Source organism: Streptomyces sp. NBC_01454 (assembly GCF_036227565.1).
Lineage (GTDB): Bacteria > Actinomycetota > Actinomycetes > Streptomycetales > Streptomycetaceae > Streptomyces.
In genome coordinates this window covers 1,191,185-1,207,061 of the sequence record NZ_CP109460.1, presented here as the reverse complement: position 1 = coordinate 1,207,061, position 15,877 = coordinate 1,191,185, and the positions used below count along the sequence as shown (strand labels likewise).

The window sequence follows — 15,877 nt, the reverse complement described above, 5'->3', positions numbered from 1 at the left end:
CCGGTTCCTGAACCGGTGCCGTCCTCGCGGGTATTGCCGGACGGCGGACGGCTCATGGCGGACGGCTCGTGGCGGACGACAGCGCGCGTGCGTGCCAGGCGTCGTGTGCCGGGCGGGACTTCGCGGCCACGGCCTAGAGTCGGGCCCATGCAGAACACCGCCGAGACCGGCCCCGACGCCCCCATCGACGTGACGCCTCTCCTCGACGATCCGTACGCCGCCTACGCCGCACTGCGCGAGTCCGGCCCGGTGCACCGGATCACCGGCGCCGACGGAAGCCCCGCCTGGCTGGTCACCCGCTACGAGGACGTCCGCAGCGCCCTGGCCGACCCCCGGCTCTCCCTGGACAAGCGCCATGCCGGGCCCGGCGGGTACCGGGGTTTCGCGCTGCCACCCGCGCTGGACGCCAATCTGCTGAACATGGACCCGCCGGACCACACCCGGGTCCGCCGCCTGGTGGTCAAGGCCTTCACCCCGGGCCGGGTCGAGACGCTGCGGGCGCCCGTACGGCGGGTCGCCGACGAGCTGCTGGACGCGATGGCCGAGCGCGGCCGCGCGGACCTGATCGCCGACTACGCGGGGCCCCTGCCGATCACCGTGATCTGCGATCTGCTCGGCATCCCGCAGCGCGACCGCCGGGACTTCCTGGCCTGGTCGGACGCGCTGATCACCCCCGACCCGAGCCGGCCGGAGGGGATGAAGCACGCGATCGGGGCGATGCTGGAGTTCTACACCGGGCTGATCGCGGCCAAGCGCGCCGAGCCGGGCGACGACCTGCTCTCGGACCTGATCGCGGTCCGCGATGACGCGCCCGGGGACGACGGGAGCGACCGGCTCACCGAGGACGAGCTGACCTCGCTCGCCTTCCTCATTCTCTTCGCCGGATACGAGAACACCGTCCACCTCATCGGCAACGCCGTGCTCGGCCTGCTCGACCATCCGGAACTACTGCGTCAGTTGCAGCACAATCCAGCCGAACTGCCGACCGCCGTGGAGGAGTTCCTGCGCTTCGACAGCCCCGGTCCTCTGGCGATCCGCCGCTTCCCCCTCCAGGACCTGGAGATCGGCGGCGTACGGATCCCGGCCGGGGACAGTGTGCTGCTGTCGATCGCGTCCGCGAACCGCGACGCCGCACGCTTCCCCGCGCCGGACGCGCTGGACCGCGGCAGGGACCTCTCCGGGCACCTCGCGATGGGCCATGGCATCCATTACTGCCTCGGCGCGCCGCTCGCCCGGATGGAGGCCGTCACCGCGCTCGAGGCGCTCCTCGACCGCTTCCCGGGGCTGCGACTGGACGTCCCGCGTGCTGAATTGCGGCATCGCAGGTCCCTCCGCTCGCGTGGCCTGATTTCGCTGCCCATCGCTTGGTAGTCAATAAGCGAACAAGTTTTTGAGGCATGACCGTTCGCTCATGAGGTAAAAAGGTGTCTGAGCCCGCCCGGTGTGCATCCCCCGTCGCACCGGGCGGGCCTTTCCTTTGGGCGTTTGCGCCGTTTGCAGCTGCGACACGCCGGGCGGGCGGCGCCACCGTGGTCCGTCTGGCTCAACTGTGCTGCGGGTTGCCGCTCCGCTCCATAGCGTGACGCCATGGCACTTCACGCGCGGATGTCCAAGAAGGCGGCGTCGACGGTACTGATCATTGCCGCCGGGGTCTCACTGACGTGCATACCGGCCGTGGCGGACGGGGCGACGACCCGTCAGTCCCGTGCGGGCGACGCCGGGGTGCGGGCCGTCACCGCCCCCGGCATACCGAGGCTGCCCGGCGGGCTGTCCGCACTGTCCTGGTTGGTGGCCGACGCGGACACCGGCAATGTGCTGGCCGCCAAGAGCCCGCACCGGAAGCTGGCGCCGGCCAGCACCCTCAAGACGCTGTTCGCGGTCACCGTCCTGCCGAAGTTCCCGTCCGGCACCGTGCGCCAGGTCAGCTCCGCGGACCTCGCGGGCGTCGGGGCGGGCAGCAGCGTCGTCGGCGTCCGGCAGGGCCGCAGCTACACCGTCGCCGATCTGTGGCGCGGGGTCTTCCTGCGCTCCGGCAACGACGCGGTGCATGTGCTGGCGTCGATGAACGGCGGCTGGCGGACCACCGCGCGCGAGATGCAGCAGACCGCCCGCAGGCTCGGCGCGCGCGACACCACCGTCAAGTCCCCCGACGGGTATGACGCGCCCGGCCAGGTGTCCTCGGCGTACGACCTGACGGTCTTCGCCCGCGCCGGGCTCGCCAACGCCGACTTCGCCCGCTACTGCTCCACCCCCAGCGCCCTGTTCCCCGGCGCCGGCGGTGCCACCCGGATCGAGAACACCAACCGCATGCTGGTGGGCTCGCACGGGCTGTCCCGATACCCGGGCATCATCGGCGTGAAGAACGGCTACACCTCCCAGGCCGGCAACACCCTGATCGCTGCCGCCCGCCGCAACGGCCGCACCCTGCTGGTCACCGTGATGAACCCCCGGTCGACGCAGGCCAACGGCGTCTACAAGGAGGCCGGTTCGCTGCTCGACTGGGGCTTCGGCGCCGAGGGCAAGGCCCAGCCGGTGGGCACCCTGCACGCCGTGAACGCCTCCTACGACGGTGGCGCCCGGCCGGGTCCGGTGGCAGCAGGTATCACCGGAGCCGAGATCCGCGGTGGTTCCCCTTGGCGCTCGGCCCTGGTCCTGGGGGCGGGCGGCGCCGGCGTCGCGGCGATCGGGCTGGGCGCCCTGCTGACCCGAGGGCGACAGGGACGCGGCCGCGGTGGAGAGCGGCGCGGCGCGGCGTAGGCCCGCAACGCCGGTGGCCCGGGACGTACGGCCGGTGAGCACCGGAGGTCCCGCCGTACGACGGGGGGAAGGGGCTCCGCATGTCCCCGCGGAGCCCCTTCCTCACCCGTCGGCGGTGGGGAGGTTTTCGGTCGTCCCGCCGGTGGCCCGGAGCCGGGGGGCGGTCTCCGCGGCCGGTACGGCCCCGGAGCCGGCCAGCCGTCCGGTCAGCTCCCGGGACCAGGCGAGGAGCCCCGCGATGTCGATCCCGTAGGGGGCCGCCTCCGCATACGGCGCGAGGGCCGATATCCCCCGGTCGAGCAGCGCCCTGCCGCCCACGGCATTGCCGCGTGCCGCATGGGTGAGCCCCACGGCGAGCTGGGCGAGTCCCCGCCACAGCTCGCGCTCCGCTTCGGGCGCCGCTTTCCAGGCGTCCTCCAGCACCTCGTGGGCGTGGAACGGCATCCCGTCGTCGAGCAGCCGCTGGGCTTCGGCCAGCGACTGCGCGGGTGTCCGTGACACCCCTTCGGGCTGGCGCGCCACCCCTGGGGAGCCGTACGGGAGCGGCCGGCCGAGTCCGTCGCGGGGGCGGGCGCTGCGGGCCCGCCCCTCCTCGTCGCGGTCCCGGCGGACCGGTGCGGCCCGCCGCTCGGGGTCGAGGCGGGAGCCGGTCCCGGCTCCGCCGTCGCGGTCCGTGTCGCCGTCCGTGCCGCCCGCACGCTCCGTGTCGTCCGCCGCCCCCGCGCCGCAGTACGCGCAGACCTCGCTGCCGGGCCGTTCGCGGATCCGGCCGCAGGCCGCACACACCTGGTCCAGCCAGCAGGCCGGATCGCCGCCCTGCTCACCCGCCCATGGGGGGCCGGAGGTCCGGGACGGGGGCGGGTTCGGTGCGTCGGGTGTCTTGTCCGCGGGGTTCACCCTTCGATTGTGCGGGGTGGGGCCCGCCGGTGTCAGTCCCGCTCGACCTCGTAGAAGCAGAAATGATCCTTGATCGGGGCGACCTGGTCATGCGGCTCGGGGTAGGCCCAGACGAGGTCCTCCGGGCCGCCGGGCAGCGACCAGTAGGAGGCCGTGCCCTTGAAGGGGCACACGGTGTGCGTGTCGGAGGGCACCAGCAGCTCGGTCCGTACGTCCTCGGGCGGGAAGTAGTACCGCACCGGGTAGCCGGTCTCCGCGAGCAGGAGCGGGCGGCTGCTCTCGGCGATCAGCCGGCCGTCGATCTCGACGCGGACGTGCTCGGTGCCCTGCGTGACGTCGATGTGGTGGCCTTGCGTTGTGCTCATGGTCGGGTCTCCTTGCCGGATCGGTGGGTGTGGCCCGCCTCCCAGGATGGCACCGGGCAGGGGCGGTGGCGCTCCCGCCCGGCATCCGGCGGCGGGATACGGGTGAGGGGGCGGCCGGAGCAGGCGTCCCCCGCGGCTCCGGCGACCCCCACCGCACCTCACACCTCTCGGATACCGTGCCCCGCCCACGGCGGCGCGGGAGCGACCAGGCCGGTGAGGAAGGTGCGGGTGGCTTCCGGCAGGGGCACCGAGCGGCCCGCGGCCCGGTCGACATGCAGGGTGAACTGCTCCCCGGTGGCCACCGGTTCTCCCGTCGGCTCACCGGCGAACATCTCGTGGAGGAAGCGGAGCTTCTTGCCGTCCACCCCCAGCACGGTGGTGCGGACGGTGAGTTCGGTGTCGCGGGCCACCTCGTGGAGATAGCGGACATGTGTCTCGACCGTGTAGAGGGAGCAGCCGGAGCGCTCGCGGTAGGAGGGGCCGAGGCCGGCCGCCGCCATCAGCGCATCGGTCGCGAAGCCGAAGACCAGGACGTAATAGGCCTCGCTGAGGTGGCCGTTGTAGTCGATCCAGTCGTCCTGGACCTTGTGGCGGAAGAGCGGGAGGCGTTCCGGGGGGAGGTGTTCCGGCGGGTGGGTGCTCATCGGGCGGTGCCTCCCAGTCGGCCGGTGGCGCGGAGGACGTCGATGACGCCCTGGTCGCGTGCGGCGACGAGGTCCGCATAGCTGCGGTCGCCCGCCGCCTGTGTGCAGCCCTCGACCATGGCGTCGCGCAGCGCGCGGTCCAGCTCGGGCGCCTCCAGCCGGGTCCACGGTGACTTCAGGGACGGGCCGAAGTGATCGAGCATGTGCGCCATGCCGCCCTCGCCGCCGGCCAGCGCGAAGGTCAGGCAGGGGCCCATGAACGCCCAGCGCAGCCCCGGGCCTTCGGTGATCGAGGCGTCGATGTCCTCGACCGAGGCCTCGCCGTTGGCGACCATGTGCAGCGCTTCGCGCCACAGCGCCTCCTGGAGGCGGTTGGCGATGAAGCCCGGCAGTTCGCGGTCCATGGTGAGGACGGACTTGCCCGCCACCTCGTAGAAGCGGGACGCCCAGTCGACGGCCGCGCGGTCGGTCCGTTCGCCGCCGACGACCTCGACCAGCGGGATGAGGTACGGCGGATTGAAGGGGTGGCCGACGACCAGGCGGCCGGCGTCGTCGGCCGCGGTCTGCATATCGGTCATCGGATAGCCGGAGGTCGAGGAGGCGATGACCACGCCCGGCCGGGTCGCGGCGGTCAGCTCGGCCAGCAGCGACCGCTTCAACTCCAGCTTCTCGGGGGCGCTCTCCTGGACGAAGTCCGCGTTGGCGACCGCCTCGGCGAGCGTGCCGGCGACGGTCAGCCGCTCCGGTGCCGCCCCCTCGGCCGTTCCCATCTGCTCCAGCGCGGGCCAGGCGGCGGCCACCAGACGGCGGAGCTTCTCCTCGGCGTCGGGGGCCGGGTCCCAGGCGGTGACGTCGTAGCCGCGGGCGAGGAAGTGGGCGGCCCAGCCGCCGCCGATCACTCCGGCGCCGATACAGGCGACACGGCGTACGTCCTCGGGGGCGCAAGGGGCGGGGGTGGTCTCAGACATGGCGGGCGGCTCCAGGCGGAGAGGCGGGGGAGGGGAGAGAGGGGCGCACGGGGTCAGCTGCGCGGCTTCAGGCCCAGGCGGGCGCGTGCCTGGTCGGGGGTGGCGACCGTGGCGCCGAGCAGCTCGGTGAGCTGTACCGCACGCTCGACGAGCTGCCCGTTGGTGGCCTTGACGCCCTTGCTCAGGTAGAGGTTGTCCTCCAGGCCGACGCGGACGTTGCCGCCGAGGAGGATGGACTGGGCGGCCCACGGCAGCTGCATCCGGCCGAGCGCGAAACTCGCCCACTGGGCGCCCTCGGGCAGCATGTGCACCATGGACTGGAGCACCCCGGGGTCGGCCGGGGCGCCCCACGGAATGCCCATGCACAGCTGGAAGACCGTCGGGTCGTCCAGCAGCCCCTCGGCCAGCAGTTGCGTGGCGAACCACAGCTGACCGGTGTCGAAGATCTCCAACTCCGGCCGTACGCCGAGCTCCTGGATGCGCCGGGCGCCCGCCCGCAGCATGTCGGGAGTGGAGACGTAGAGGGTGGATCCGTCCCCGAAGTTGAGGGAGCCGCAGTCCAGGGTGCAGATGTCGGGCAGCAGTTCCTCGACGTGCGGCAGCCGTTCCAGGCCGCTCACCAGGTCTGTGCCGGGCAGCTGCCGGAGCGGCCGATCGGGGTCGATCACCAGGTCACCGCCCATGCCGGCGGTGAGGTTGATGACGACATCGGTGCCGGTCTCCCTGATCCGCTCGACCACCTCCGCGTACAGCCGCGGATCGCGGGACGGGTCGCCGGTCTCGGGGTCGCGTACATGGATGTGCACGACGGCGGCGCCCGCGGACGCCGCCTCGACGGCCGACGCGGCGATCTGCTCGGGCGTCACCGGGACGTACGGGGAGCGGCGGACGGTGTCACCGGCGCCGGTGAGCGCACAGGTGATGATGACCTCGTTGTTCACGGGGATCCCTTCGGTGGGGTGGGGTGCCTCGGGGCGCGGGACGGCGGGACGGCGGGACGGTAAAAAAGGGGGCCTCACCCGGCGGGGGTGAGTTCGCTCGCCACGAAGGCCAGCAGGGCGGTGTGCATGGTGTCGGGGCCGGTGCTGTCCGGCGCGGTGGCCAGCACCTGCGTGGCCAGGCCGTCGATGAGAGCGGTCAGCCGCAGTGCGGTGAACTCCGGATCGACGGCACAGAAGACGCCCTGGGCGATGCCGCGCCGGACGACATCGGCGACGGTGGTGCGCCACTGCCGGTAGTAGTGCTCGTGGAGCCGGCCGACGGCGGTGGAACGGGCGGCCTGGGCCCACAGGTCGAGCCAGACCAGCCACTGGCGGCGCTGCTGCTCGGTGCGCGGGGTCTGCAGCGCGATCAGATGCAGCAGCTCGGCGTGGGCGTCGGGGGCCTCGGCCAGACCGGCGGTGCGGCGTTCGGTGTCCTCGTCCATGCACCAGCGCACCGCGGCCTCCAGCAGCTCGTCGCGGCCGGGGAAGTGGTAGTGGACGGCGGCGGTGCTGGTGCCGCAGGCAGCCGCGATATCGGCGACCCGTACGCCGTGGAAGCCGTGTTCGGCGATCAGCCGGACGGTCTCCCGCACGATCTGCAGCGGCCGGCCGCCCTCGGGGACGGCCGCCGGCTCGCGGTCGGGCGCCGGCGCGGGCCGGGCCGGGGCGCCGAGCAGCCAGCCGGTGTCGACCGCGCCGATATCGGCGATCCGCACGATCTCGGCGAGGGTGAACCGCCGGGTGCCGCCCAGTGACCTGGACAGCTTCGAGGGGTCCATCACGATCCGGCGGGCGAATTCGCGATGGCTGCAACCGAGCCGGCCGATCACCTGGCGGACACGGTCCGTGACATCGCCGCTGTCGTCGGTGACCCGGTCTCCGGGGGAGTCGTCCATGGTCCGGGACCGTAACAGCGTGTTGAGATCATCGCAATGGCGCGAGGGGGGAGCTAGGGGCTTCATCAGCTTGTTCCGGCGGATGCCGGGCGTGTGATGCGGAGGTGACTGATGCGAGAGTCAGTATGGCGGGAGGGTGCGTCGGAAGGCTTCGAGCCGATACGCTGGATACGCCGCAATCCGGGTGAATGTGGCAAAGTGACGTCATGGCTGACCGGGGAGCGAAGCGGCCCACCGTGTCGGTGCCGGACGACTGGCCCGCCCACCCGGACCTGACCCTGGCCCTCAACGGCATGGGCGGCTTCGACTGGGACCTCGACAGCGGGCTGATGCACATGGATGCGCCCGCCCTCGAGGTGTTCGACATGCTCCCGGCGGACTACGACGACCGTCCGGAGAGCCTCCGGTGCCGCCTCCCGGCCCATGAGGCGGCCCGGCTGGACGCCCTGGTCGCCCGTGCTCTCAAGGACGGCAGCGACTCCTACGGCGCCTACTTCCGGGTACGGCTGCGCGACGGCGAACTGCGCTGGACCCACAGCCAGGGCAGCATCCGCCGGGACCGCGGCGGCCGGCCCCGCCGCATCATCGGCGTGGTCCGCGATGCCAGCCACGAGTACGCCCACGCGGCGGAGCGGGTCGCCGGCGACGAGGAACGCCGCCGGCACACCAGCGTCGTCGAGCGCACCACCGCCGCCCTGGCGCATGCCCGAACGGTCGGTGACGTGATCGCCGTGCTCGCCGACGAGCAGGGGCTGAGCCGGCTGGGCGCGGAGAACGTGATCCTCGGTCTCGTCGAGGCGGGCCGTATCCGGCTGATCTCCGAGGGCAAGGCGGGCAGCTTCGTACCGGACCTGGAATACACGCGGGTGGGGGACGAATTCCCGATGAGCGAGGTGGTCCGCACCCTCACCCCGCGGTATGTGTCCAGCCGCGCGGAGTTCCGGCACGGCTGGCCGCGGCTGTGGCCGGCCATCGAGCCGCTGAACGTCAACTCGGCCGCCTATCTGCCGCTGATCGCCCAGGGCCGCCCGATCGGTGTGATCGGCCTGTTCTTCGAGCGCGAGAGCGACTTCCGCGACCAGGAGCGCAGCGTCCTGCTGGCGCTGGGCAGCAGCATCGCGCAGAGCCTGGCCCGCGCCATGCTCTACGACCAGGAGCACGATCTCGCCGCGGGCCTCCAGCAGGCGATGCTGCCCCGCCGGATCCCCGGCGTCGCCCACGCGCAGATCGCCGTCCGCTACCGCTCCGCCCGTATGGGCCGGGACATCGGCGGCGACTGGTACGACGTCATCCCGCTGCCCGACGGCCGGGTCGCGGCCGTCATCGGCGACGTCCAGGGCCATGACACCCAGGCCGCGGCGCTGATGGGCCAGCTGCGGATCGTGCTGCGCGCCTACGCCTCCGAGGGGCACGCCCCGGCCACCGTCGTGGCCCGCGCCTCCGCCTTCCTCCACGAACTCGACACCGACCGCTTCGCGACCTGCACCTATGTCGATGCGGACCTGAGCACCGGCGCGGCCCGGATCGTCCGGGCCGGCCATATCGACCCGCTGCTGCGGCACGCCGAAGGCATGTGCCGCAGACTGCCGGTGGCCGGCGGGCTGCCGCTCGGCATCGCCTCCGAATTCCGCCGGCTCGACTACCCCGTCACCACCGTCCAGCTCGCCCCGGGCGACACCCTGCTGCTGTGCACCGACGGCATCGTCGAACGGCCCGGCACCGACCTCGACGTCGGGATGCGGCAGTTGGCCCGCGAGGTCCGCGACGGCCCCCAGGACGTCCAGCAACTCGCCGACCGGCTCTGCGAGTCGGCGGGCGTGCGGACCGGCGAGGACGACATGGCGCTGCTGCTGCTGCGCCGCCTCGGCGTCCCGGAGCACGACACCGTCGGACGGTTCCGTCAGCACATCGCACCCGCCGACCCCGACGGGCTGTCGGCCGCACGGCACATGATCCGGGCCGCGGTGCGCGCCTGGGGCGCGGCCGAGCGGGCCGAGGAGATCGAGCTGGTCGCCGATGAGCTGATCACCAACGCGCTGCTGCACACCGACGGCGAGGCCGTCGTCAACATCCGTATGCCGCACAGCGTCGGGCGGCTGCTGCGGCTGGAGGTCGAGGACCACTCCAGCAGCCTGCCGCGCCGCCGCGAACCGGGCGAGGCCGGTGTCTCCGGCCGCGGTCTGCTCCTCGTCGACCGCCTGGCCGATGTGTGGGGTGTGGAACCGCGCGGCAGCGGAAAGTGCGTATGGTGCGAGTTCAACTGCTCCTGACCCGCGCGGCATCGGGCCGCGGCGGGCGGGCAGTCAGCACAGCGGGCGCCGAGGGTTCGGCACGGTCGAGTGAGGACGGTTCTATGGCATCGCGGGCACCGGAACAGCGCGAGGAAGCCCGCCGGCTGGCGGCGCAACTGACCGCGGAAGGCGTGCTGAACGTCGCGCTGACCTGGGTGGACAATGCGGGCATCGCCCGCGTCAAGACCGTTCCGGTGCAGCGGTTCGCGGCGGCGGCCCAGCGGGGCGTGGGGATGTCGCCGGTCTTCGACGTCTTCACCTCGTACGACGACATCACCGCCTCCGACCACGTCGGCGGGCCCGACGGGGACCTGCGGCTCATCCCCGACCTGGACCGCGTCGTCACCCTCGCCGCCCAGCCCGGCTGGGCCTGGGCGCCGGTGGACCGCTACGACCAGCTCGGCCGGCCGCACCCCGCCTGCCAGCGGCAGTTCGCCCGGCGGATGGTGGAACGGGCCGCCGCGGCCGGCCTGCAACTGCGGATGGGCTTCGAAACGGAGTGGGTCGTCACCCGCGCCCCGGCGGGGCACGGCCCGGCCGCCGAGGGCGCGGACGAGGCGCTCGACCACCCCTGCGCGGGCCCCGCCTACGGCATGACGCGCGTCGTCGAACTCTCCGACTACCTCCGGGACGTCACCGAGGCGCTCGGTGTCCAGGGCCTCGACGTCCTCCAGCTCCACCCCGAGTACGCCCCGGGCCAGTTCGAGGTCACCACCGCCCCCGCCGATCCGGTCCGGGCCGCCGACGACGTGGTGCTGGTCCGCGAGACCGTCCGCGCCGTCTCCGCCCGGCACGGGCTGCGCGCCTCGTTCGCCCCGTCGGTCGTCGCCGGCCAGGTCGGCAACGGCTGCCATCTCCACCTCGGCCTCTACCGCGACGGCGCCAGCCTGCACCGCGCCCCCGGTGCCGAATGGGGCCTGGCGCCGGACGCGGTGGCCTTCCTCGGCGGCCTCGTCGCCGCCCTGCCCGCGCTGCTCGCCATCGGCTGCCCCTCACCCGCCAGCTATCTGCGGCTGCAGCCCTCCCACTGGGCAGGCGTCTACCAGTGCTGGGGAGTGGAGAACCGGGAGGCGGCGCTGCGGCTGATCACCGGCGCCCCCGACGACCCGGACGGCGGCCACGCCGAGGTGAAGACCTTCGACGCCGCCGCCAACCCGTATCTCGCCGTCGGCACGGTCATCGCCGCCGGACTGCACGGCATCGAGTCGGCGACGCAGCTGCCCGCCCCGCAGACCGGCGACCCGGGCGTGCTCGGCGTCCGCGAGCGGGCCCGGCGCGGCATCGTCCGGCTGCCCGCCACCCTCACCGAGGCCGCCGACCGGCTGGAGAAGTCGGCCCCGCTGCACGAGGCGATGGGGGAGGTGCTGCACGGCGCGGTACTGGCCGTGCGGCGCGCGGAGGAGGCCCACTTCGCCGAGAGCGAGCCCGAGGAGATCGTCGCGGCCACCCGCTGGCGGTGGTAATACCCGCGAACCTCGCGGGCGCCGGCCCGGCCGATGGTCTGCCGCCGCGGGTGGACCAGCACTGCCACGGAGTGATCGGCTGCTGCTGCGCGCCACCGGCGTCGGCAGCTATCCGGTGGTCACCGGGCTGCCCGGTGACCTGACCGGCCCCGCCGAGACGGCCGGGGACGGCGGCGGCACCGGCGTGCGCCATCGCATCGCACTCGCCGTCGCCACCGGCCGCCCGCTCCGGCTCCGCTCCAGCTCCACACCGGCTTCGGCGACCCCGACCTGCGGCTCGACCACGCCGAGCCGGCGCTGCTGACCGGTCTGGTCCGGGCCACCGCCGACGCCGGTGCGACCTGGTGCTGCTGCACTGCTACCCGATCCACCGTCAGGCCGCCTACCTGGCAAGCGTGTTCCCGCACGGGTACGCCGACATCGGGCTGACGCCGACGCTCAGCCACAGCGGTGGAAGGCGGCGGTATGTAAGGGGCGAGTGCCGCGTGCGGCTGTTCCCACCCTGTCGTCCCTTCCGGACCGGCGGCATGCTTTACTGCGCCGCGTGGCCCCTACAGCAACCTCCGAAAAGGGCGAAATACCCCTGCGCTCCCGGATATTCGCCGATCTGACCCCACTGCGCACCTCCCCGGACTACCGCCGTCTGTGGTGCGGCAACACCATCTCCTGGATGGGCCAGCAGATGACCGCCCTCGCGGTCTCCCTCCAGGTCTACGCCCTCACCCACTCCACCTTCTCGGTCGGTCTGGTGGGTCTGTGCGCACTGGTCCCGCTGGTGGTCTTCGGTCTGTACGGCGGCGCCATCGCCGATACCGTCGACCGGCGCACACTGGGCCTCTACAGCGCCGTGGGCGCCACCGCGATGTCCGTCACGCTGGCCGTCGCCGCACTGGCCGGATTCCACCGGGTCTGGCTGCTCTACGGGGTCGTCGCCGTCCAGGCCGTCTGCTTCGCGATGAACTCGCCGGCCCGCTCCTCGATGATCCCGCGGCTGCTGCCCGCCGAGCAGCTGCCGGCCGCCAACGCCCTCAACTCCCTGACCAGCAACCTCGGTCTGATGGGCGGGCCGATGCTGGGCGGCGTCATCGTCGGTCTGTGGGGCTACCAGACCGCGTATCTGATCGACGTGGTGGCCTTCAGCGGCTCGCTGTACGCGATGTGGCGGCTGCCGTCCATGCGGCCCGACCAGGGGGAGGGGCCGCGGCGCCGGGCCTCCGTCCTGGACGGGCTGCGTTTTCTCGCCACCCGGCCGAATCTGCGGATGACGTTCTTCTCCGACCTGGCGGCGATGGTGCTCGCCCAGCCGCGGGCGCTGTTCCCCGCGGTCGCGGTGCTCTGGTTCGCCGGGGACGCCAAGACCGTCGGTCTGCTGGTCGCCGCGCCCGCGGTGGGCGCCGTACTGGGCGGGCTGTTCTCCGGCTGGCTCGGCGGGATCCGCCGGCACGGTCTGGCCATTCTGCTGGCGGTGGCCTCCTGGGGTGCGGCCGTGGCCTGCTTCGGGCTCTCGCGCCAGCTGTGGCTCGGCCTGTTCTTCCTGGCGGTGGCCGGCTGCGCGGACACCGTCTCGATGGTGTTCCGCAGCACCATGCTCCAGGCCGCGACGCCGGACGCGATGCGCGGCCGGCTCCAGGGCGTCTTCATCGTGGTGGTCGCGGGCGGGCCGCGGCTGGGCGACTTCCTGGCCGGGTCGGCGGCCGATCTGACCTCCCCGGCCACCGCGGTGATCGGCGGCGGTCTGGCCTGCTTGCTGGTGGTGACCGGCCTGGGCCTCGCCCGCCGCGGCTTCGCCCGCTACGACGCCCGCGCACCACAGCCGTGAGGAGCGGGGTCTGCCGCCGCGGCTCCCGCGCCGGCCCACCCGGACGCCGGACGGCGTGGCCCTGTCCCGTCCCTGCCCCTTTCCCCGTGCCGCCCGGGCGGACGGCGTCAGTAGCGGGTGAGCGCGGTCGGTCCGTGCGCCGTGCCGATGGCGAGGTGCGGATGCCGGGACGGCCGCACCCAGGACAGGATCCGCGCCATCGCCCCGGCCGGTACGGACACACAGCCGGCCGTGGCGCCCTTCCCCTGGACATGGAGGAAGATCCCGGCGCCGCGGCCGTGCACCGGACGGCGGTAGTTGAAGCCGGTGACCAGGGCCCGGTCGTACTGCGTCGGATAGTCCGCCAGCCGTTCGGACTCGGCGGCCGCGCAGTCCGGCGGCAGGGGCGCCACCCAGCGGTTGTAGGAGGCCGAGGCGTTGTCCTCGCACCACCAGGAGTCCGCGCCGACCCGGCGGTAGGGGAGGGCGGTACCGGGCGGCGCCGGGGCGAGGCCGAACGCGAACGGCAGGTCGTACAGCCCGGTGGGGGTGGTCGAGGTGCCCTGCACCCGGGTGCGGCCTTCGGTCAGCCCGCCGGCACCGAACCGGGCCGGCGCCCGACCCGCCCGCCGCCAGCGGCCGTTGTGGCGCTCCCACCACGTCACCGTCCCGGTGGTGGCACGCGGGGTGCGCGCCCGGGCGGTGATGAGCTGCCCGCCGCCCCCGGTGTCCGCCATACGGGCGGGCAGCGGGACGGGGGAGCCCGCGGGCCGCGCGGCGGCCGCCGGGGCGGGCGCGCAGAGCGCGAGGAGCAGCGCGGCGGCCGCCGGCGGCACCGCGGCCCGGATCGCGCCGCCGGCCGCGGTCCTGGCCCCGGCCGCGGCCGGGTGCGTCGTCCTGATACGCGTCATGGGCATGACCGCACGGTAGAGCGCGGCGGGCTCCCCGGGCGCCGCCCGATCAGGTCACATCCACCGCCCCCGGCCCCCGCGCACTCCGTCCGCCGCAATCCGTCGTGCGCCGGGGCCATGGACGGGCGAAACTCGGGTACGGGGCCCATGTGCCACTAGACGTCTCACTCTGGAGGCCCACCGTGCAGCGGCAACCGCATACGCGCAGCGACCGCACGCTCGACCGCGATCCGCAGCCCACCCCGCCCCCGGATCCGGGAGGCCCGCCGCCGGCCCCCGTCCCGGACCCGCTGCCCGGCCCGCCGAGCCCACCCGGCCCGCCGGACCCCATCCCGCCGGAACCGTCACCGATCCCACGGCCGCCCGGACCCGACCCCGACCCGGTCCCGGAGCCGTCCCCGGCGCCCTCGCCGCTCTCCTAGGAGCCGCCCGGACCGTCGCCCCGTCGTTCGCGGGTGTTCACGCCCGCACCACCAAGGAGGTGCCGACCATGGCCATCGCCACGGTCAACCCGGCAACCGGCGAGACCCTGAAGACCTTCGACGCGCTCAACGCCGGCGAGATCGAAGACCATCTGGTCCGGGCGGACCAGGCCTTCCAGGAGCACCGCCGCACCAGCTTCGCCCACCGCGCGGAACTGCTGCACAAGGCCGCCGAACTGCTCGACGCCGACCAGGACGGCATCGCCCGCACGATGACCACGGAGATGGGCAAACCGCTGGCCCAGGCGCGCGCGGAGGCCGCGAAGTGCGCCAAGACCATGCGCTGGTACGCCGACCACGCCGAGGAACTGCTCGCCGACGAGCACCCCGACCCCGCCGACGTCAGCGACTCCGGCGCCGCCCGCGCCGTGGTGCGCTACCGCCCCCTCGGCACCGTCCTCGCGGTGATGCCGTGGAACTTCCCGCTGTGGCAGGTCGTCCGGTTCGCCGCACCCGCCCTGATGGCCGGCAACACCGGCCTGCTCAAGCACGCCTCGAACGTCCCGCAGACCGCGCTGTACCTGGAGGAGCTCTTCCGCCGCGCCGGCTACGCCGAGGGCTGTTTCCAGACCCTGCTGATCGGCTCCGGCGCCGTCGAGGACATCCTGCGCGACCCGCGGATCGCCGCCGCCACGCTGACCGGCAGCGAGCCGGCCGGCCGCGCGGTCGCCTCGGTCGCCGGTGACGAGGTCAAGAAGACCGTCCTCGAACTCGGCGGCAGCGACCCGTTCATCGTCCTGCCCTCCGCCGACCTCGACAAGGCGGCCCGGGTCGCGGTCACCGCGCGTGTCCAGAACAACGGGCAGTCGTGCATCGCGGCCAAGCGGTTCCTCGTGCACGACGAGATCTACGACGCCTTCACCGAGCGGTTCACCGACCGGATGGCGGCGCTGACCGTCGGCGACCCGATGGACGAGCGGACCGATGTCGGGCCGCTCGCCAGCGAACAGGGCCGCTCCGACCTGGAGGAACTCGTCGACGACGCGATCCACAAGGGAGCCGCGGCGCTGTGCGGCGGACGGCGGCCGCCACAGCACCGCGCGGGCTGGTTCTACGAGCCGACGGTGCTGTCCGACATCACCCCCGGCATGCGCATCCACTACGAGGAGGCGTTCGGGCCGGTGGCCACGCTCTACCGCGTCGCCGACGTGGACGAGGCGGTGCGGATCGCCAACGACACCCCGTTCGGGCTCAGTTCCAACGCCTGGACCCGGGACCCCGACGAGCAGGCCCGGTTCGCCCGCGATGTGCAGGCCGGCGGTGTCTTCTTCAACGGGATGACCGCCTCGCACCCGGGCCTCCCCTTCGGCGGCGCCAAGCGCTCCGGCTATGGGCGGGAGCTGTCCGGGCACGGCATCCGGGAGTTCTGCAACATGACGACACTGTGGTACGGGCCGGAGGACTGAGCGGCACGGTCCGGGG

13 protein-coding genes and 1 pseudogene are annotated in these 15,877 nt (G+C 73.5%); 7 read left to right on the top strand and 7 right to left on the bottom strand.

What is annotated here, in order from left to right; translation table 11 throughout:
* Positions 1–147: 147 nt before the first annotated feature.
* Positions 148–1,371 (top strand): cytochrome P450 family protein, encoded by a 1,224-nt coding sequence (locus OIU81_RS05155; protein ID WP_329144286.1) that lies wholly within the window; start codon positions 148–150, stop codon positions 1,369–1,371.
* A 216-nt stretch (positions 1,372–1,587) separates the two neighbouring features.
* Entirely contained in the window at positions 1,588–2,757 is a 1,170-nt protein-coding gene (locus OIU81_RS05150; protein WP_329144284.1) for a D-alanyl-D-alanine carboxypeptidase family protein, read from the top strand.
* Positions 2,758–2,859: 102 nt separating this feature from the next.
* On the opposite strand, the pseudogene OIU81_RS05145 reads toward OIU81_RS05150, so the two are convergent.
* From OIU81_RS05145 to OIU81_RS05120, 6 genes and pseudogenes are all read right to left on the bottom strand, one after another.
* Positions 2,860–3,366: pseudogene (locus OIU81_RS05145) on the bottom strand (DUF309 domain-containing protein); the annotation flags it as partial.
* A 320-nt stretch (positions 3,367–3,686) separates the two neighbouring features.
* Positions 3,687–4,019: a DUF427 domain-containing protein gene (locus tag OIU81_RS05140; RefSeq protein ID WP_329144282.1), complete on the bottom strand. Its 333-nt coding sequence runs from the start codon at positions 4,017–4,019 to the stop codon at positions 3,687–3,689.
* Between the two features lie 158 nt (positions 4,020–4,177).
* A complete protein-coding gene (locus tag OIU81_RS05135) occupies positions 4,178–4,663 on the bottom strand; it encodes a thioesterase family protein (RefSeq protein WP_329144279.1) in 486 nt (161 codons plus the stop codon).
* On the bottom strand, positions 4,660–5,631 hold the full coding sequence (locus OIU81_RS05130) for a 3-hydroxyacyl-CoA dehydrogenase NAD-binding domain-containing protein (protein ID WP_329144276.1): 972 nt from the start codon (positions 5,629–5,631) through the stop codon (positions 4,660–4,662). The genes OIU81_RS05135 and OIU81_RS05130 overlap by 4 nt, the downstream gene beginning before the upstream one ends.
* Before the next feature lie 53 nt (positions 5,632–5,684).
* The gene (locus OIU81_RS05125; protein WP_443073930.1) at positions 5,685–6,572 is read right to left on the bottom strand and encodes a 3-keto-5-aminohexanoate cleavage protein; all 888 of its coding nucleotides are present in this window, start codon (positions 6,570–6,572) and stop codon (positions 5,685–5,687) included.
* 74 nt (positions 6,573–6,646) lie between these two features.
* Positions 6,647–7,510: a TetR/AcrR family transcriptional regulator gene (locus OIU81_RS05120; RefSeq protein WP_329144274.1), complete on the bottom strand. Its 864-nt coding sequence runs from the start codon at positions 7,508–7,510 to the stop codon at positions 6,647–6,649.
* Between the two features lie 206 nt (positions 7,511–7,716).
* Here OIU81_RS05120 and OIU81_RS05115 point away from each other — a divergent pair, with 206 nt between their 5' ends.
* The 4 genes from OIU81_RS05115 to OIU81_RS05100 all read left to right on the top strand — a co-directional run bounded on the left by OIU81_RS05115 (position 7,717) and on the right by OIU81_RS05100 (position 13,083).
* Positions 7,717–9,780 carry a SpoIIE family protein phosphatase gene (locus OIU81_RS05115; protein ID WP_329144272.1) on the top strand — a complete coding sequence of 688 codons (2,064 nt, stop codon included), beginning with the start codon at positions 7,717–7,719 and terminating at the stop codon, positions 9,778–9,780.
* Between the two features lie 83 nt (positions 9,781–9,863).
* The gene (locus OIU81_RS05110; protein ID WP_329144271.1) at positions 9,864–11,264 is read left to right on the top strand and encodes a glutamine synthetase family protein; all 1,401 of its coding nucleotides are present in this window, start codon (positions 9,864–9,866) and stop codon (positions 11,262–11,264) included.
* Positions 11,265–11,379: 115 nt separating this feature from the next.
* A complete protein-coding gene (locus OIU81_RS05105; RefSeq protein WP_329144269.1) occupies positions 11,380–11,568 on the top strand; it encodes a hypothetical protein in 189 nt (62 codons plus the stop codon).
* 240 nt (positions 11,569–11,808) lie between these two features.
* The gene (locus OIU81_RS05100; RefSeq protein ID WP_329144267.1) at positions 11,809–13,083 is read left to right on the top strand and encodes an MFS transporter; all 1,275 of its coding nucleotides are present in this window, start codon (positions 11,809–11,811) and stop codon (positions 13,081–13,083) included.
* 107 nt (positions 13,084–13,190) lie between these two features.
* On the opposite strand, the gene OIU81_RS05095 is transcribed toward OIU81_RS05100, so the two are convergent.
* Positions 13,191–13,979: a L,D-transpeptidase family protein gene (locus OIU81_RS05095; protein ID WP_329144265.1), complete on the bottom strand. Its 789-nt coding sequence runs from the start codon at positions 13,977–13,979 to the stop codon at positions 13,191–13,193.
* A gap of 484 nt (positions 13,980–14,463) precedes the next feature.
* Here OIU81_RS05095 and OIU81_RS05090 point away from each other — a divergent pair, with 484 nt between their 5' ends.
* Positions 14,464–15,861, top strand: a complete 1,398-nt coding sequence (locus tag OIU81_RS05090) for an NADP-dependent succinic semialdehyde dehydrogenase (RefSeq protein ID WP_329144262.1) — start codon at positions 14,464–14,466, stop codon at positions 15,859–15,861.
* The last annotated feature ends 16 nt before the right edge of the window (positions 15,862–15,877 follow it).